The 17,011-nt window shown below is 71.6% G+C and carries 15 protein-coding genes; 10 read left to right on the plus strand and 5 right to left on the minus strand.

The genetic code is table 11. The annotated features are described in order from the left end of the window. Positions 1-12 precede the first annotated feature (12 nt). Complete coding sequence (locus ACT7CP_RS04160; RefSeq protein ID WP_445443487.1) at positions 13-768, minus strand: RNase H family protein; 756 nt, start codon at positions 766-768, stop codon at positions 13-15. 173 nt (positions 769-941) lie between these two features. On the opposite strand from ACT7CP_RS04160, the gene ACT7CP_RS04165 reads away from it, so the two are divergent. The 7 genes from ACT7CP_RS04165 (at position 942) to mmsB (ending at position 10,168) form a co-directional block, all read left to right on the plus strand. Continuing rightward, positions 942-1,958: a LacI family DNA-binding transcriptional regulator gene (locus ACT7CP_RS04165; RefSeq protein ID WP_307503134.1), complete on the plus strand. Its 1,017-nt coding sequence runs from the start codon at positions 942-944 to the stop codon at positions 1,956-1,958. A gap of 180 nt (positions 1,959-2,138) precedes the next feature. Then, positions 2,139-3,845: a ribulokinase gene (gene araB, locus ACT7CP_RS04170; protein WP_445443488.1), complete on the plus strand. Its 1,707-nt coding sequence runs from the start codon at positions 2,139-2,141 to the stop codon at positions 3,843-3,845. After that, positions 3,842-4,552, plus strand: coding sequence for an L-ribulose-5-phosphate 4-epimerase (locus tag ACT7CP_RS04175; protein WP_191148436.1), 711 nt, complete (start codon positions 3,842-3,844; stop codon positions 4,550-4,552). Before araB ends, ACT7CP_RS04175 begins: the two co-directional genes overlap by 4 nt. Continuing rightward, positions 4,549-6,066 carry an L-arabinose isomerase gene (araA, locus tag ACT7CP_RS04180; protein ID WP_445443489.1) on the plus strand — a complete coding sequence of 506 codons (1,518 nt, stop codon included), beginning with the start codon at positions 4,549-4,551 and terminating at the stop codon, positions 6,064-6,066. The genes ACT7CP_RS04175 and araA overlap by 4 nt, the downstream gene beginning before the upstream one ends. Before the next feature lie 76 nt (positions 6,067-6,142). Then, a complete protein-coding gene (locus ACT7CP_RS04185; protein WP_413964276.1) occupies positions 6,143-7,270 on the plus strand; it encodes a substrate-binding domain-containing protein in 1,128 nt (375 codons plus the stop codon). A gap of 175 nt (positions 7,271-7,445) precedes the next feature. Next, positions 7,446-8,975 (plus strand): multiple monosaccharide ABC transporter ATP-binding protein, encoded by a 1,530-nt coding sequence (gene mmsA, locus ACT7CP_RS04190; protein WP_413964277.1) that lies wholly within the window; start codon positions 7,446-7,448, stop codon positions 8,973-8,975. Positions 8,976-8,980: 5 nt separating this feature from the next. Then, on the plus strand, positions 8,981-10,168 hold the full coding sequence (gene mmsB / locus ACT7CP_RS04195; protein ID WP_445443490.1) for a multiple monosaccharide ABC transporter permease: 1,188 nt from the start codon (positions 8,981-8,983) through the stop codon (positions 10,166-10,168). 161 nt (positions 10,169-10,329) lie between these two features. Here mmsB and xylA read toward each other — a convergent pair whose 3' ends face one another. After that, positions 10,330-11,523, minus strand: coding sequence for a xylose isomerase (xylA, locus tag ACT7CP_RS04200; RefSeq protein ID WP_445443491.1), 1,194 nt, complete (start codon positions 11,521-11,523; stop codon positions 10,330-10,332). Between the two features lie 228 nt (positions 11,524-11,751). Here xylA and ACT7CP_RS04205 point away from each other — a divergent pair, with 228 nt between their 5' ends. Together ACT7CP_RS04205 and ACT7CP_RS04210 are read left to right on the plus strand one after the other, a co-directional pair. Next, positions 11,752-13,251 (plus strand): GH1 family beta-glucosidase, encoded by a 1,500-nt coding sequence (locus tag ACT7CP_RS04205; RefSeq protein ID WP_445443492.1) that lies wholly within the window; start codon positions 11,752-11,754, stop codon positions 13,249-13,251. Then, the gene (locus ACT7CP_RS04210; RefSeq protein ID WP_445443493.1) at positions 13,248-13,814 is read left to right on the plus strand and encodes a GNAT family N-acetyltransferase; all 567 of its coding nucleotides are present in this window, start codon (positions 13,248-13,250) and stop codon (positions 13,812-13,814) included. The genes ACT7CP_RS04205 and ACT7CP_RS04210 overlap by 4 nt, the downstream gene beginning before the upstream one ends. 39 nt (positions 13,815-13,853) lie before the next feature. Here ACT7CP_RS04210 and ACT7CP_RS04215 read toward each other — a convergent pair whose 3' ends face one another. From ACT7CP_RS04215 to ACT7CP_RS04225, 3 genes are all read right to left on the minus strand, one after another. Further along, positions 13,854-14,291 (minus strand): MarR family winged helix-turn-helix transcriptional regulator, encoded by a 438-nt coding sequence (locus ACT7CP_RS04215; RefSeq protein ID WP_445443494.1) that lies wholly within the window; start codon positions 14,289-14,291, stop codon positions 13,854-13,856. A 123-nt stretch (positions 14,292-14,414) separates the two neighbouring features. Further along, positions 14,415-14,762: a hypothetical protein gene (locus ACT7CP_RS04220; protein WP_445443495.1), complete on the minus strand. Its 348-nt coding sequence runs from the start codon at positions 14,760-14,762 to the stop codon at positions 14,415-14,417. Between the two features lie 128 nt (positions 14,763-14,890). After that, positions 14,891-15,847, minus strand: a complete 957-nt coding sequence (locus tag ACT7CP_RS04225) for a LysR family transcriptional regulator (RefSeq protein ID WP_445443496.1) — start codon at positions 15,845-15,847, stop codon at positions 14,891-14,893. A gap of 81 nt (positions 15,848-15,928) precedes the next feature. Here ACT7CP_RS04225 and ACT7CP_RS04230 point away from each other — a divergent pair, with 81 nt between their 5' ends. Continuing rightward, a complete protein-coding gene (locus tag ACT7CP_RS04230; RefSeq protein WP_445443497.1) occupies positions 15,929-16,996 on the plus strand; it encodes an aminotransferase class V-fold PLP-dependent enzyme in 1,068 nt (355 codons plus the stop codon). Positions 16,997-17,011: the final 15 nt, after the last annotated feature.

Below are 17,011 nucleotides of genomic sequence, written 5' to 3' on the forward strand. Positions count from 1 at the left end.
GCCGCGCGTCGATCAGGGCAGCAGGAGCCGCACGGCCTCGTCGACGCTGACCCCGCGGTCACGCGCGTGGGCGCTGAGGCGCGCCATGGCGTCGCGGTCGAGCGCGATCGTGAGGGTGGTGTCGCCGGGATCCGGCGCGACCTCCTCGTCGAACGCGTCGAAGTCGAACAGGCCCGGCTGCGCGGGGGCCTCGGCCTCGACGGCCTCCGCCTCCGCGACCACGGGATCCGCGGCGAGCCCGGCGTCGGCCTCGACGGCGGCGCGCTCCTCGTCCTCCCGCACGGGCGACGAGGCGTCGGCCGCGTGCCCCGCCCAGCCCGGTCCCTCGGGGATGGGGCGGCGTCCCTGGAACGCGGTCGCCACGGCGCGCGCGCGGTCGTCGGCGGCCTCGTTGAGCGGGTGGGCCGCGTGCCCCTTCACCCACTCGAAGCGGTAGCGGCGGCCCTGGATCTCGGCGTCGATCTCCTTGAGCAGCTCGACGTTGAGCACGGGCTTGCCGTCGCCCTTCCGCCAGCCCTTGCGCTTCCAGCCGGGCATCCACTTGGTGACCGAGTTGATGACGTACTGGCTGTCGCAGAGGACGAGCAGGTCGTCGTCGAGGTGCGCGGTCGCGCGGAACAGCTCGAGGACCGCCTTCAGCTCGCCCTGGTTGTTCGTCGCGTGCGGCCAGCCGCCCGCGCCCCAGTGGTCGTCGTCCACGTACCAGGCCCAGCCGGCGGGGCCGGGGTTGCCGAGCGCGGATCCGTCTGCCGCGGCGGTGATCGTCACAGGTGGTGCCTCTCGTCGTGCATGGGGGACCAGTCTGCCGCAGCGGTCCGACGCCGGGTGCCGCGCGTGGCCCGTCCGGGGATCCTGGCCCGTGTGACAGTCACATGTGACAATGTGACACCTGCGCCGGACGGCGCGGACGGGCCGCGGCCCGCACGAGGACGGGGTCGACGATGACGGACACGCCGCGGGGGAGGGCGCCGAGCATCCGCGACGTCGCGCGCCTCGCCGGGGTCTCGCACCAGACCGTGTCCCGCGTCCTCAACGACTCGCCCTCGCTCCGCGCCGAGACCCGGCAGCGCGTGCTCGACGTCATGGAGCAGGTGCAGTACCGCCCCAACCGCGCGGCGCGCGCGCTCGTCACGAGCCGGTCCCGCACCATCGGTGTGCTCACGTCGCAGAGCTCGCAGTACGGCCCCGCGTCCTCCATCGCCGCCATCGAGGCCGCGGCGCGCGAGGCCGGCTACCTCGTCACCACCACGAACCTCGCGTCCTCCGACGAGGCCGCGATCACGGTCGCCCTCGGGCACCTGGTCGAGCAGGCCGTCGAGGGGCTCGTCGTCGTGGCGCCGCAGGTGCGCGTGCGCGAGGTGATCGCGAGCATGTCGCTCGACGTGCCGTACGTGACCATGCAGAGCGACGGCCGCGGGGACGCGCACGACCTGTCCGTCGACCAGATCGCGGGCGCCCGGCTCGCCACCCGGCACCTCCTCGACCTCGGGCACCGCGACATCTACCACCTGGCGGGCCCGCAGGACTGGATCGAGGCGGAGGCCCGCATGCGCGGGTTCCTCGACGCGATGTCCGCCGCCGACGTGCCCACGACCGCGCCCATCCTCGGCGACTGGACCGCGGAGTTCGGGTTCTACGCCGGCCGGGAGATGCTGCGCCTCCGCGACTTCACCGCGATCTTCTCCAGCAACGACCAGATGGCCCTCGGCCTCATCCACGCGGTCCGCGACGCCGGGCTCGATGTGCCGCGCGACGTCAGCATCGTCGGCTTCGACGACATCCCGGAGGCCGCGCACTTCTGGCCGCCGCTCACCACCGTGCGCCAGGACTTCGCCGAGGTGGGCCGCCGGTGCGTGGCGCTGCTGCTCGACGGCATGGACGGCACGGGGGAGCGGTACCGCGGCACGATCACGCCGGAGCTCGTGGTCCGTGCGTCCACCGGAGCGCCCTCGTACTGACCCGATGCACCGGCGGCCGCTCCTCCCCGGAGGTCGCGCACGCCCCACTTCGAGGGGGTCGGGCGTCTCGGCTTGACAGGGCGATCCCGCGCGTGTGTAGAGTGACATCCGCCGATGTGACCGTTCACATCCCGCGCGGTCTTCCCGGATCGCGATGCATCAGACGAAGGAGTCGATCCCGTGCCCAGCGCCCCCGTGAGCACCGCGTCCGGAGCCACCGAGCCCGACGCCCGTTCCGAGCAGTACGTCATCGGGGTCGACTACGGCACCCTCTCCGGCCGCGCCGTCGTCGTGCGCGTCTCGGACGGCGTCGAGCTCGGCTCCGGCGTCCTCGACTACCCGCACGCGGTGATGGACGACACGCTCGCCGCCACCGGCGCGCAGCTCCCGCCCGAGTGGGCCCTCCAGGTCCCGAGCGACTACGTGGACGTGCTCAAGCAGGCCGTGCCCGCCGCCATCCGCGAGGCCGGCATCGACCCCGCGCAGGTCATCGGCATCGGCACCGACTTCACCGCGTGCACCATGGTCCCCACGCTCGCCGACGGCACGCCGCTCAACGAGGTCGAGGGCTACGCCGACCGTCCCCACGCGTACGTCAAGCTCTGGAAGCACCACGCCGCGCAGTCGCACGCCGACCGCATCAACGCGCTGGCCGAGGAGCGCGGCGAGAAGTGGCTCGCGCGCTACGGCGGCCTCATCTCCAGCGAGTGGGAGTTCGCCAAGGGCCTCCAGCTCCTCGAGGAGGACCCCGAGCTCTACGGCCTCATGGACCACTGGGTCGAGGCGGCCGACTGGATCGTCTGGCAGCTCACCGGCAGCTACGTCCGCAACGCCTGCACCGCCGGCTACAAGGGCATCCTCCAGGACGGCGAGTACCCGACGTCCGAGTTCCTGGGCGCGCTGAACCCCGGCTTCGCCTCCTTCGCCGAGGACAAGGTCGCGCACGAGATCGGCCAGCTCGGGTCCGCGGCCGGCACGCTCTCCGCCGAGGCCGCCGCCTGGACGGGCCTGCCCGAGGGCATCGCCGTCGCGGTCGGCAACGTCGACGCGCACGTCACCGCCCCGGTCGCCCGCGCCGTCGAGCCCGGCCAGATGGTCGCGATCATGGGCACGAGCACCTGCCACGTCATGAACAGCGACGTGCTCACCGAGGTCCCCGGCATGTGCGGCGTCGTCGACGGCGGCATCGTCTCCGGCCTCTACGGCTACGAGGCCGGCCAGTCCGGCGTCGGCGACATCTTCGCCTGGTACGTCAAGAACCAGGTGCCCGCGCGCTACGCCGAGGAGGCCGCGGCCGCCGGCAAGAGCGTCCACCAGCACCTCACCGACCTCGCGGCCGACCAGCCCGTGGGCGGTCACGGCCTCGTCGCGCTCGACTGGCACTCCGGCAACCGCTCGGTGCTCGTCGACCACGAGCTCTCCGGCCTCGTCGTCGGCACCACGCTCACCACGCGCACCGAGGAGGTCTACCGGGCGCTGCTCGAGGCCACCGCGTTCGGCACGCGCAAGATCGTCGAGACGTTCAACGCGTCGGGCGTGCCCGTCACCGAGTTCATCGTCGCGGGCGGCCTGCTGAAGAACGCGTTCCTCATGCAGGCGTACAGCGACATCCTGCGCCTCCCCATCTCGGTCATCACGAGCGAGCAGGGCCCGGCCCTCGGATCCGCGATCCACGCGGCCGTCGCCGCCGGCGCCTACCCCGACGTGCGCGTCGCGGGCGACGCCATGGGCAAGGTCGAGCGCGGCCGCTACCAGCCCGACGAGACGCGCGCCCTCGCGTACGACCGCCTCTACGAGGAGTACTCGACGCTGCACGACTACTTCGGTCGCGGCGCCAACGACGTCATGAAGCGGCTCAAGTCGCTGAAGAGGGAGGCCCGCGCGTGAGCACCTACGCACCCGAGATCGAGGTCGCGGTCGCCCGCGTCCGCTCCGAGGTCTCCCGCCTGCACGGCGAGCTCGTGCGCTACGGCCTCGTGGTCTGGACCGGCGGCAACGTCTCCGGCCGCGTCCCCGGCGCCGACCTCTTCGTCATCAAGCCGTCCGGCGTGAGCTACGACGACCTGAGCCCCGAGAACATGATCCTCTGCGACCTCGACGGCAACGTGATCCCGGACACCCCCGGCTCCCGCAACGCCCCCTCGAGCGACACCGCGGCGCACGCCTACGTGTACCGCAACATGCCCGAGGTCGGCGGCGTGGTCCACACGCACTCCACCTACGCGGTCGCGTGGGCGGCCCGACGCGAGCCCATCCCGTGCGTCATCACCGCGATGGCCGACGAGTTCGGCGGGGAGATCCCCGTCGGCCCGTTCGCGATCATCGGCGACGACTCCATCGGCCGCGGCATCGTCGAGACCCTCACCGGGCACCGCTCGCGCGCCGTGCTCATGGCCGGCCACGGCCCCTTCACCATCGGCAAGGACGCGAAGGACGCCGTGAAGGCGGCCGTCATGGTCGAGGACGTGGCGCGCACCGTGCACATCTCCCGCCAGCTCGGCGAGCCCGCGCCCCTCCCCGTCGAGGCCGTCGACTCCCTGTTCGACCGCTACCAGAACGTCTACGGACAAGCACCCCAAGGAGCCCTGAAGTGAGCCGCATCACCACGTCCCTCGACCACTACGAGGTCTGGTTCCTCACCGGCAGCCAGAACCTCTACGGCGAGGAGACGCTCCAGCAGGTCGCCGAGCAGTCGCAGGAGATCGCCCGGCAGCTCGAGGAGGCGTCCGACGTCCCCGTCCGCGTCGTGTGGAAGCCCGTCCTCAAGGACTCCGACAGCATCCGCCGCATGGCCCTCGAGGCCAACGCGAGCGACCGCACCATCGGCCTCATCGCGTGGATGCACACGTTCAGCCCCGCGAAGATGTGGATCCAGGGCCTCGACGCCCTGCAGAAGCCCTTCCTCCACCTGCACACCCAGGCCAACGTCGCGCTCCCGTGGAGCACCATCGACATGGACTTCATGAACCTGAACCAGGCCGCGCACGGCGACCGCGAGTTCGGCTACATCCAGTCGCGCCTCGGCGTCGTCCGCAAGACCGTCGTCGGCCACGTCAGCACGGAGGCCGTCCGCGCGGGCATCGCCACCTGGATGCGCGCCGCCGCCGGCTGGGCCGCCGTCCACGAGCTCAAGGTCGCGCGCTTCGGCGACAACATGCGCAACGTCGCGGTCACCGAGGGCGACAAGACGGAGGCCGAGCTCAAGTTCGGCGTCTCCGTCAACACCTGGGGCGTCAACGACCTCGTCGAGCGCGTGGACGCGGCGACCGACGCCGAGATCGACGCGCTGGTCGACGAGTACGAGCGGCTCTACGACATCGCCCCCGAGCTGCAGCGCGGCGCCGAGCGCCACGAGTCGCTCCGGTACGGCGCGGCCATCGAGGTGGGCCTCCGCTCCTTCCTCGAGGAGGGCGGCTTCGGCGCCTTCACCACGAGCTTCGAGGACCTCGGCGGCCTCCGCCAGCTCCCCGGCCTCGCGGTCCAGCGCCTCATGGCCGAGGGCTACGGCTTCGGCGCCGAGGGCGACTGGAAGACGGCCGTCCTGATCCGCGCCGCCAAGGTCATGGGTGCCGGCCTCCCCGGGGGCGCGAGCCTCATGGAGGACTACACGTACCACCTCGTCCCCGGCGAGGAGAAGATCCTCGGCGCGCACATGCTCGAGATCTGCCCCACCCTCACCACCGGACGGCCGAGCCTCGAGATCCACCCGCTCGGCATCGGGGGCCGCGAGGACCCGGTCCGCCTGGTCTTCGACACCGATCCCGGCCCCGCCGTGGTCGTCGCGATGTCGGACATGCGCGACCGCTTCCGCATCGTCGCGAACGTCGTGGAGGTCGTGCCGCTCGACGAGCCGCTCCCGAACCTGCCCGTCGCCCGTGCCGTGTGGAAGCCCGCGCCGGACCTCGCGACGAGCGCCGCGGCCTGGCTCACGGCCGGCGCCGCCCACCACACGGTCATGAGCACGCAGATCGGCGTCGACGTCTTCGAGGACTTCGCCGAGATCGCGCGCACGGAGCTCCTCGTCATCGACGAGGACACGACCCTCAAGGGTTTCACCAAGGAAGTCCGCTGGAACCAGGCGTACCACCGCCTGGCCCAGGGCCTGTAACACCCACACCAGGGGTGCGGAGCCGGCGCAGATGCCGGGACCGCGTCTCACAGCAGCAGTACGAAAGGACACGACCGTGAAGATGAAGAAGGTCCTCGTCGGCATCGCCGCCACGAGCATCGCCCTCTCCCTCGCAGCCTGCTCCGGCGGCGGAGGCCGCGGAGGCGCCGGCGCCGAGGGCGAGATCAAGCCCGAGGACACCCTGGTGGGTGTCGCCATGCCGACCAAGACCAGCGAGCGCTGGGTCGACGACGGCAACAACGTCGAGAAGCAGCTCACCGACCTGGGCTACCAGGTCGACCTGCAGTACGCGAACGACAAGGTGCAGGACCAGATCTCGCAGATCGAGACCATGCTCAACAAGGGCGCCAAGGCCCTCATCGTCGCGTCGATCGACGGCACCGCGCTGACCCAGGTCCTCAAGACCGCGGCCGACGACGGCGTCAAGGTCATCGCGTACGACCGCCTGATCAACGGCACCGAGGACGTCGACTACTACACGACGTTCGACAACCAGCAGGTCGGCGTGCTCCAGGGCAACTCCCTCCTCCAGGGCCTCGGCCTCGTGGACGCGGACGGCAAGGCGACCGGCAGCACCGAGAAGAAGACCATCGAGATCTTCGCGGGCAGCCCGGACGACAACAACGCGCAGTTCTTCTACGACGGCGCCATGGAGACCCTCAAGCCGTTCCTCGAGTCCGGCCAGGTCACCATCGGCTCCGGCCAGCAGGACTTCAGCCAGGTCGCGATCCAGCAGTGGAAGCAGGAGGGCGCGCAGGCCCGCATGGAGAACCTGCTCTCGGGCTCGTACCCCGGCGGCGCCAAGCCGGACGGCGTCCTCTCGCCGTACGACGGCCTGTCCCGCGGCATCATCCAGGCCCTGACCTCGGCCGGCGTCGCCAGCGACGCCATGCCGATCATCACCGGCCAGGACGGCGAGAAGGCGTCCGACAAGCTCATCCTCGACGGCGTCCAGTACTCGACGATCTTCAAGGACACGCGCCTGCTCGGCAAGGAGGCCGTCACGATGGTCGACGACCTGCTCAAGGGCGAGACCCCGGACGCGCCCGACACCTACAACAACAAGGTGAAGGACGTCCCGACCAAGCAGTTCCCCCCGGTCACCGTGACGAAGGACAACCTCGTCGAGGTCATCGTGGACAGCGGCTACTACACGCAGGAAGAGATCGACAAGGGCGAGTAGTCCTCACCCGCACCGCTCCGGCGGCGCACCGGCCGGTCGGCGCTCGCGCGCCGACCGGCCTCCACCGGTCGGGCCGGCCGCGATGCGCGGCCGGCCGGGCCCGCGAGGCGCTCACCGCCCCCGCAGCACCACCGCCGGGCACCCGGCACCACCATCCACACAAGTGAGGCAGGCCATGGCCAACCACATTCTCGAGATGCGCGGCATCACCAAGACGTTCCCCGGCGTCAAGGCGCTGCAGGACGTCAGCCTCGAGGTCACGCGCGGCACGTGCCACGCGATCTGCGGCGAGAACGGCGCGGGCAAGTCGACCCTGATGAAGGTCCTCTCCGGCGTCTACCCGGCCGGCTCCTACGACGGCGACATCGTCCTCGAGGACGAGGTCGTCAAGTTCTCCAGCATCCGCGACAGCGAGAAGTCGGGCGTGGTGATCATCCACCAGGAGCTCGCGCTGAGCCCCTTCCTCTCCATCGCGGAGAACATCTTCCTCGGCAACGAGATCTCGCGCGGCGGCTTCATCGACTGGAACGCCACGAACGTCGAGGCCGCCAAGCTCCTCGCCCGCGTCGGGCTGAGCGACAACCCGGCCACCAAGATCGCCGACATCGGCGTGGGCAAGCAGCAGCTCGTGGAGATCGCGAAGGCGCTGTCCAAGGAGGTGAAGCTCCTCATCCTCGACGAGCCCACCGCGGCGCTGAACGACGAGGACTCCGCCCACCTGCTCGACCTGATCAAGCACCTCAAGGGCCAGGGCATCACGAGTATCATCATCAGCCACAAGCTGAACGAGATCAAGGCGATCGCCGACGCCGTGACGATCATCCGCGACGGCAAGACCATCGAGACGCTCGACCTCGAGCGCGACTCCATCAGCGAGGAGCGCATCATCAAGGGCATGGTCGGTCGCGACCTCCAGAGCCGCTACCCCGACCGCACGCCGGACATCGGCGAGGAGATCCTCCGCATCGAGGACTGGACGGTCCACCACCCGCAGGAGCACTCCCGCGTCGTCGTCGACCACGCCAACCTCAACGTCCGCGCGGGCGAGGTCGTCGGCATCGCCGGCCTCATGGGCGCCGGGCGCACCGAGCTCGCGATGAGCGTCTTCGGCCGCTCGTACGGCGCGAACATCTCGGGCAAGCTCTACAAGCGCGGCAAGGAGATCACCGCCCGCACGGTGGGCGAGGCGATCAAGAACGGCCTCGCGTACGCCACCGAGGACCGCAAGCACTACGGCCTGAACCTCATCGACGACATCAAGCGCAACGTCTCCGGCGCCGCGCTCGAGAAGCTGTCGAAGGCCGGCTGGGTCGACGCCAACCAGGAGTACGTGGTGGCCGACGGCTACCGCAAGTCGATGAACATCAAGGCCCCGAGCGTGGGCGCCATCACCGGGAAGCTTTCCGGCGGCAACCAGCAGAAGGTCGTCCTCTCCAAGTGGATGTTCTCCGACCCGGACGTGCTGATCCTCGACGAGCCCACGCGCGGCATCGACGTCGGCGCCAAGTACGAGATCTACACGATCATCAACGCGCTCGCCGCGCAGGGGAAGGCGGTCATCGTCATCTCCAGCGAGCTGCCCGAGCTCCTCGGCATCTGCGACCGCATCTACGCCCTCTCGGCCGGCAGGATCACGGGCCAGCTCCCGATCTCCGAGGCGACCCCCGAGAGCCTCATGACCTACATGACCAAGGAAAAGGAATAGTCACCATGTCCAGTCTCAGCAGTGTGGCGGGTTTCCTCGTCAGTCGCCTCAGGCAGATCGGCATCTTCATCGCGCTGATCGCGATCGTGGTGCTGTTCCAGATCCTCACCGACGGGACGCTCCTCGAGCCCCGCAACGTCACGAGCATCGTCGTCCAGAACGCGTACATCCTGATCCTCGCGATCGGCATGGTGATGATCATCATCGCCGGCCACATCGACCTGTCGGTCGGATCCGTCGTCGCGCTCATCGGCGCCCTCTCGGGCGTGTTCGCCGTCAACTGGGGCTGGCCCTGGTGGGCGTCCATCATCGCGAGCCTCGTGGTCGGCGGCCTCATCGGCGCGTGGCAGGGCTTCTGGGTGGCGTACGTCGGGATCCCCGCGTTCATCGTGACCCTCGCGGGCATGCTCACGTTCCGCGGCCTCGCCCAGATCGTGCTCGACAACCGCCCCATCACCCCGTTCCCCGAGGGCTACGTCGCCGTCGGCGCCGGCTTCCTGCCCGACCCCTCCGGCGGCACGTCCTACCTCGAGTGGGTCACCGTCACGCTCGGTGTGCTCGCGGCGGTGTTCCTCGTGGCCCAGCAGCTGCGCGAGCGCCGTGCCCGCGTGAGGCTGAACCTCGAGGACGAGCCCTTCGCCTGGTTCGTGACGAAGCTCGCGACCATCGCGATCCTCGTGCTCGGCATCACCTACCTGCTCGCGAGCTACCAGGGCACCCCGATCGTGCTCGTGATCCTCGCCGTGCTGGTGCTCGTGTACACGGCGGTGATGAACCGCAGCATCTTCGGCCGTCACATCTACGCCCGAGGCGGCAACCTCAACGCGGCCCAGCTGTCCGGCATCAACACGAAGCGCGTCGATTTCCTGCTCTTCGTGAACATGGGCGTCCTGGCCGCGCTCGCGGGCATCGCCTTCACCGCCCGCAGCAACTCGGCGCTCCCCGGCGCCGGCAACGGCTTCGAGCTCGACGCCATCGCCGCGGTGTTCATCGGCGGCGCGGCCGTCACGGGCGGCATCGGCACCGTGATCGGCGCCATGATCGGCGGTCTGATCATGGGCGTGCTCAACAACGGCATGTCGCTGCTCGGCCTCGGCACGGAGTACCAGTCGCTCATCAAGGGCCTCGTGCTCCTGCTGGCCGTCGCGTTCGACGTGTTCAACAAGAGCCGCGGGTCCAAGTCCGCGAGCTGATCCACGCACCACCTGCGCTCCGGCGCGGACGAGGGGCCCGGCATCCGAGAGGATGCCGGGCCCCTCGCTCGTCCCCCGCTCCCCGCGGAGCAGGAGGGCCGACGACGGAAGGGCCCGGCATCCACGTGGATGCCGGGCCCTTCGATCGTGCGAGGTGCGAGCTAGGAGCGCGCGCCCATCAGGTGCTCGAGCGCCAGCTGGTTGAGGCGGACGAAGCCGAAGCCCTTGCCGTCGAAGTACTCGTCGGCCGGGAAGTCCTCGTAGGCGGAGCGGTCGGCGAGGATGTCGTCGTAGGACTCGCCCTCGTTGAGCGTCGGGGTGTCGATCTCGGGGACCTTGGCGGCGGCGAGCGCCTCCTGGACCTCGGGGTCGGCGCGGAAGGCCTGCGCGCGCTCCTTGAGGAGCAGGTACATGCGCATGTTGGCGGCGGCGGAGTCCCACACGCCCGTGATGTCCTCGGTGCGGCTGGGCTTGTAGTCGAAGTGACGGGGGCCGTCGTACGAGCGGCCGCCGCCCACGCCGCCGTTCTCCAGCAGGTCGACGAGCGAGAACGCGTTCTGCAGGTCGCCGTGGCCGAAGACCAGATCCTGGTCGTACTTGATGCCGCGCTGGCCGTTGAGGTCGATGTGGAAGAGCTTTCCCTGGTACAGCGCCTGCATGATGCCGGCGGTGAAGTTGAGGCCCGCCATCTGCTCGTGGCCAACCTCGGGGTTCACGCCGACGAGCTCGGGGCGCTCGAGGGTCTCGATGAAGGCGAGCGCGTGGCCGAGCGTCGGCAGCAGGATGTCGCCGCGGGGCTCATTGGGCTTCGGCTCGATCGCGAAGCGGATGTCGTAGCCCTTGTCGGTGACGTAGTCGCCGAGGAGGTTGACGGCCTCGCGGTAGCGCTCGAGCGCGCCGCGGACGTCCTTGGCGGAGTCGTACTCGGCGCCCTCGCGGCCGCCCCACATGACGAACGTCTTCGCGCCGAGCTCGGCGGCGAGGTCGATGTTGCGGAGGACCTTGCGGATCGCGAACCGGCGGACGGCGCGGTCGTTGGAGGTGAAGCCGCCGTCCTTGAAGACGGGGGCGGAGAAGAGGTTCGTGGTGACCATCGGCACCTCGATGCCGGTGTCGCTGAGCGCGCCCTTGAGGCGGTCGATCTGCGTCTGGCGCTCGGCGTCGGTGGAGCCGAAGGCGAAGAGGTCGTCGTCGTGGAAGGTGAGGCCGTAGGCGCCCAGCTCCGAGATGCGCTCGACGGCCTCGACGACGTCGAGGTCGGCGCGGGTGGGTCCGCCGAAGGGGTCGGCCCCGGTGTATCCGATGGTCCAGAGTCCGAACGAGAACTTGTCCTCGCGGGTGGGGGTGAGCGCCATGGTGTCTCCTGTCAGCGTCGTCGATGATTTGTTGCTAGCTACAACCTAACCGGACGGAGGCGCGGGCACAACGTCGACCGGGTCGCGGGGAGGGGGGAGATGACGGCCGGGTGGCCGTCCGGCTGGACGCGTGCGTCACGGCCCGGGCAGGATGGCGGGAGGCCGGGTCCGGATGCGCGCGAGCGCGGGATGCCGGCCCTCACCCCGACGGAGAGGTCCCCGCACGCCATGACCGACGCATCGCCCGCCGCATCCGGCGCATCCGCCGCCGACGACCGGGGCACGGGGCTCGCCTTCCCGCCCGGCTTCCTCTTCGGCTCCGCCACCGCCTCGTACCAGATCGAGGGCGCGGTCGACGAGGGCGGGCGCGGCGCCTCCATCTGGGACACCTTCAGCCGCACCCCCGGCAAGGTGCTCGACGGCGACACCGGCGACGTCGCCGACGACCACTACCACCGGCTCGAGTCCGACCTCGACCTGATGCAGGAGCTGGGCCTCGAGGCGTACCGCTTCTCGATCGCGTGGCCGCGGATCCAGCCGACCGGTCGCGGACCCGCGAACGCCGAGGGGCTCGCCTTCTACGGGCGGCTCGTCGACGGCCTCGTGGCGCGGGGGATCACGCCCATCGCGACGCTCTACCACTGGGACCTGCCGCAGACGCTCGAGGACGAGGGCGGCTGGACGAACCGCGAGACGGCGTACGCGTTCGCCGACTACGCCCGGATCATGGGCGAGGCGCTCGGCGACCGCATCGGCACCTGGACCACCCTCAACGAGCCGTGGTGCTCGGCCTACCTCGGCTACGCGGCCGGCGTGCACGCGCCGGGGCGCACCGACGCGGAGGAGTCGTTCCGCGCGGTGCACCACCTGAACCTCGCGCACGGCCTCGCGGTCGCCGCGCTCAAGGAGGTCGTCCCCGCGGACGCCCGCTTCTCCATCACGCTCAACCTGCACGTGATCCGCGGCGAGGGCGACACCGGCTCCGAGGCCGTGCGCCGCGTCGACGGCGTCGGCAACCGCGTGTTCCTCGACCCGCTGCTGCACGGCGCGTACCCCGCGGACGTGCTCGAGGACACCGCGGCGATCACCGACTGGTCGTTCGTGCTGCCCGGCGACACGGAGCTCATCCACCAGCCGCTCGACCTGCTGGGCGTCAACTACTACAACACCAGCCGGGTGCGGATGCGCGACGGCTCCTCCGCGGGCGGCGGCACCTCCATCCACGGCGACGTCGCCGCGACGCCCTTCCCGGGCACGGACGACGTCGACTTCCTCGAGCAGCCCGGCCCGTACACGGCGATGGGCTGGAACATCGAGCCCCAGGGGCTCGAGGACCTGCTCGTGTCGCTGCACGAGGAGTTCCCCGGCCTGCCGCTCATGGTGACCGAGAACGGCGCGGCCTTCGACGACGAGGTGACGGTCGGCGAGGACGGCACGCGCGCCGTCCACGACGCGGAGCGGATCGACTACCTCACGCGGCACTTCGCGGCCGCGCACCGGGCGATCGAGCGCGGCGTCGACCTCCGCGGCTACCAGGTGTGGTCGCTGCTCGACAACTTCGAGTGGTCGTTCGGCTACTCGAAGCGGTTCGGGATCGTCCACGTCGACTACGACACCCAGGAGCGCACGCCGAAGGACAGCGCGCTCTGGTACGCCCGGCTCATCGCCGACCGCGTCATCCCGGCCCCCGACGCCCGGCCCGAGCGCGACGTGCGCCCCGGGGCGTGAGCGGACCCCTCCCCGGCACGGACGAGCGCGCGGTCCTCGCCGACGGCGTCGTGATGCGGCCCGCGCGGATCACCGACGCGGCCGCGCTCGCGGCGGCCTACCGCGCGAACCGGGAGCATCTCCGCCCGTTCGAGCCGGCGCGGACCGACGCGTTCTTCACGGCCGCCGGCCAGCGCGCGCAGCTCGCGGGGCGGGTGGCCGAGCGCGCAGCCGGATCCGGCCTGCCGTACCTCGTCGTGGAGGGGGACCGGATCATCGGCCGCTGCGACCTCTTCGCGGTGAAGCGGGGCGCGGCGCTGAGCGCGAGCCTCGGCTACTGGATCGACCGGGAGCGGCAGGGCGCGGGCCTCGCGACGGCGGCGGCGAAGCAGGCGGTCCGCATCGCCCGCGCCGCCGGGCTGCACCGGCTGGAGGCGTCGACGCTCGTGGGCAACCTCGGATCCGAGGCGGTGCTCACGCGGGCCGGCTTCACCGCGATCGGCGTCGCGCCCGCGTACCTCCGGATCGACGGCGCGTGGAGCGACCACACGCTGTGGCAGCGCGTGGTCGACGGCGCGCCCTGAGGCGACCGCCGACGGTCCCGACGGCGGCCCCGGCGCGCGTCAGACGTCGAGCAGCAGGTCGGTCATGCTGCGCAGGCGCGCCTGCGCGCTGGAGTCCGTGCCGCTGCGGGTGACGACGTCGTCGCGCACCTGCTCGGCGACGCGCAGGAGATCGGGCAGGATGCTCCGCCCGCGGTCCGTCAACGCGATGAGGAGGCGGCGCTCGTCGGCCTGGTCGCGCTGGCGCGTGACGTAGCCGAGGAGCTCCAGGCGCTTGAAGAGCGGGGACAGCGTGCCGGGGGTGAGCTGCACGGCGTCGCTCAGGTCGCCGGCGCGACGCGGGTCCTCCTCATGCAGGGCCAGCATCACGAGGTACTGCGGGTGGGTCAGGTGGAAGGGCTTCAGCAACGGCCGATAGAGCGAGATCACCGCTCGGGACGCTGCTGCCAGCAGCAGCCCCATGTCGCGGTCGAGCAGCGCTCCGTCGTGGTCCGTCATGTGTCCTCCTGACCGCCTGCGGGACGAATCCCCGGTGGCCTGATCCCTTCGGACGCTACTCCCGAGATCGAGGAGCGTCGCGGCGGGCGGCCGCACGCACAGCGGGCGCGGAGGCTCAGCGGATCAGACGGTGCCGGGCGGCATCCAGCCCTGCTCCATCTGGTGCCGGCGGACGACCTCGACGGCGCTGTCGGCGTCCACCGGGACGGCGCTCCAGATGATGCCGGAGGCGTCGAGCCAGCCGAGCGCGACCATGGCGTCGGCCAGGTCCTCGACGAACATCGCGACCGTCGTGCCCTGGGAGCGGATGAGGTCGCCGTGCAGGCTCCAGCCGAAGTACGCGGAGAGGTACCTGGCCTGCTCGGAGCCGCTGCGCTGCAGGTGGCGGTTCAGGCGCTCCGTGGATCCGCTGGAGGCCTGGACCTCGTCCTGGAGCTCGTCCTGGAGCTCATCGCCGTGCTGGTCGGACATGCGTCCTCGTCCTTCTGCGTCCGGGAGCCGCCGGTGGGCACCGGAGGCATACCCCTCAGACATTACGGATCACGACCGACAATCCGCCAGGAGCGCGCCCTGCGACACGCTGCGCGGCCTCACGCCCGTCAGGCCCGGCGGAGCTCCCAGTCGCCCACCCGCAGCCGGGCGAGCGCCGTCACCGCGGCGTGCACGGCGGCCGATCCGGACCCGCCGGGCGCGGTCACGACGTGGACGACGCGCTCGCCGACCCCCGAGATCCGGCGCCGGACGACGCCGCGGGGGAGGGGCGCGGTCGCGAGCGCCAGCGAGGGGAGGAGCGCCACCCCGAGGCCCGCGTGCACCATGCCGACGGCCGCCGCCGCGTTGTCCGTCTCGAACGACGCCTCCGGCGCGAAGCCGCTGCGCGCGCACGCGCTGACGAGGTGGCGGCGGCACCGGACGCAGCCTGCGATCCAGCGGTCGCCCGCGAGGTCGCGGAGCGCGAGCGGACCGCGGTGCCGGAGCGCCCGGGACTCGGGCAGGACCGCCCAGAGCGTCTCGCGCCAGAGGGGACGCACGTCGAGCCCGTCGAGGGCGCGGGCGGCGGGATCGTCGGGGTCGTCCGGGTAGGCGAAGGTGACGGCGACGTCGGCCTCGCGCGCCCGGACCGCCTGGACGGCCTCCGGCGGCTCGGCCTCCAGGTACCCGAAGCCGAGGCCCGGATGCGCGGCCGCGAGCCCGCCGAGCAGCCGCGGCACGACGGTGGACGACGCGGACGGGAAGGCGGCGAGGCGCACGGTCCCCGCGCGGAGGCCGCGCAGGCCGTCGAGCTCGTCGGCGGCGGCGTCGATGGCGTGGACCACGGTCTCGGCGTGGCGCGCGAGCACCCGACCGGCCTCCGTGAGCACGACGCCGCGGCCCGCGCGCGCCGTCACGGGCACCCCGATCCGGGCCTCGAGGCGGCGCAGCGTCTGCGACAGGGCGGGCTGGGTGACGCCGAGCGACGCCGCGGCCGCCGTGACGGATCCGCGCACGGCCAGCGCGTGCACGGCCGCCAGCGACGCCGAGTCGAGGTCGCGGGCCGTGGCCGGTGCATCCGTCATGCGCGGAGCATAACGCGTGCTTATGGGTCGCATGCCGGGAAGGGGCTTGCTCCGCCCACCCGCGGTCGTCACGCTGGACGCATGACCCCGACATCCGCCCTCGCCCCGCTCCCCGCGGACCTCCGCGACCTGTTCGAGGCCGGGCCCGGGTACCTCTCGGCCTGCACGATGGGCCTGCCCACGCGCGAGACGGTGGAGCGCCTGCGTGCCGACCTCACGACCTGGTCGGCCGGCGGATCCACCGCGCACGGCTACGCCGGCATCGTCGAGGGGGTGCGGGCGTCGTACGCGTCGCTCGTGGGCGTCCCCGTCGGATCCGTCGCCGTCGGCTCGCAGACCGCCTCCTTCGTGAGCGTGCTCGCCGCGGCCGTCCCCGCGGGGGCGGAGGTGCTGTGCGTGACCGGCGACTTCAGCTCGCTCACCTACCCGTTCGTCGTCGCGGAGGCGCGCGGGGTCGTCGTGCGCCACGTGCCGCTCGAGGAGCTCGCGGCCGAGATCGGCCCGCGCACGCACCTCGTGGCCTTCTCCCTCGTGCAGTCCGCGTCCGGCCGGGTCGCCGACGTGACCGCCATCCGCGAGGCCGCCCGGATCCACGACGCCTTCACCCTGTGCGACACCACCCAGGCGGTCGGGGCCATGCCGATCGACGCGAGCCTCTTCGACGCCACCGCCTGCCACGCCTACAAGTGGCTCTGCGCACCGCGGGGCGCGGCGTTCCTCACGCTGTCGGACCGCTACCGCGCGACGCTCGTGCCCGTGCAGGCCAACTGGTACGCGGGCGCCGACGTGTGGGCGTCCTGCTACGGACCGGCGATGGCGCTCGCCGAGGACGCGCGCGCGTTCGACGTCTCGCCCGCCTTCGGCGCGTGGGTGGGCGCCGCCCCGGCGATCGCCCTCTTCGCGCGGCTCGACCTCGAGGCCGTGCACCGCCGGAACGTCGAGCTCGGCGACCTCGTGAGCGCGGGCCTCGGGATCGAGCCGCGCGGCCAGGCGATCGTGACCTGGCCGGACGCCGACGGGACGGACCTGGCGCGCCTCGGAGCCGCCGGGATCGTCGCGTCCGGACGGGCGGGACGCGCGCGGATCGCGTTCCACGTCTGGAACGACGAGGACGACGTGGAGCGCGTGGTGGCAGCCCTCCGCGGCTGACGAACGAAATTCTTC

This window comes from Clavibacter rahimiani (assembly GCF_052654495.1).

Coding starts and splice junctions, on each gene's coding strand:
- ACT7CP_RS04165 (WP_307503134.1), top strand. CDS start 942: ATGACGGACACGCCGCGGGGGAGGGCGCCGAGCATCCGCGACGTCGCG.
- mmsA (WP_413964277.1), top strand. CDS start 7,446: ATGGCCAACCACATTCTCGAGATGCGCGGCATCACCAAGACGTTCCCC.
- mmsB (WP_445443490.1), top strand. CDS start 8,981: ATGTCCAGTCTCAGCAGTGTGGCGGGTTTCCTCGTCAGTCGCCTCAGG.
- xylA (WP_445443491.1), bottom strand. CDS start 11,523: ATGGCGCTCACCCCCACCCGCGAGGACAAGTTCTCGTTCGGACTCTGG.
- ACT7CP_RS04205 (WP_445443492.1), top strand. CDS start 11,752: ATGACCGACGCATCGCCCGCCGCATCCGGCGCATCCGCCGCCGACGAC.
- ACT7CP_RS04215 (WP_445443494.1), bottom strand. CDS start 14,291: ATGACGGACCACGACGGAGCGCTGCTCGACCGCGACATGGGGCTGCTG.
- ACT7CP_RS04220 (WP_445443495.1), bottom strand. CDS start 14,762: ATGTCCGACCAGCACGGCGATGAGCTCCAGGACGAGCTCCAGGACGAG.
- ACT7CP_RS04225 (WP_445443496.1), bottom strand. CDS start 15,847: ATGACGGATGCACCGGCCACGGCCCGCGACCTCGACTCGGCGTCGCTG.
- ACT7CP_RS04230 (WP_445443497.1), top strand. CDS start 15,929: ATGACCCCGACATCCGCCCTCGCCCCGCTCCCCGCGGACCTCCGCGAC.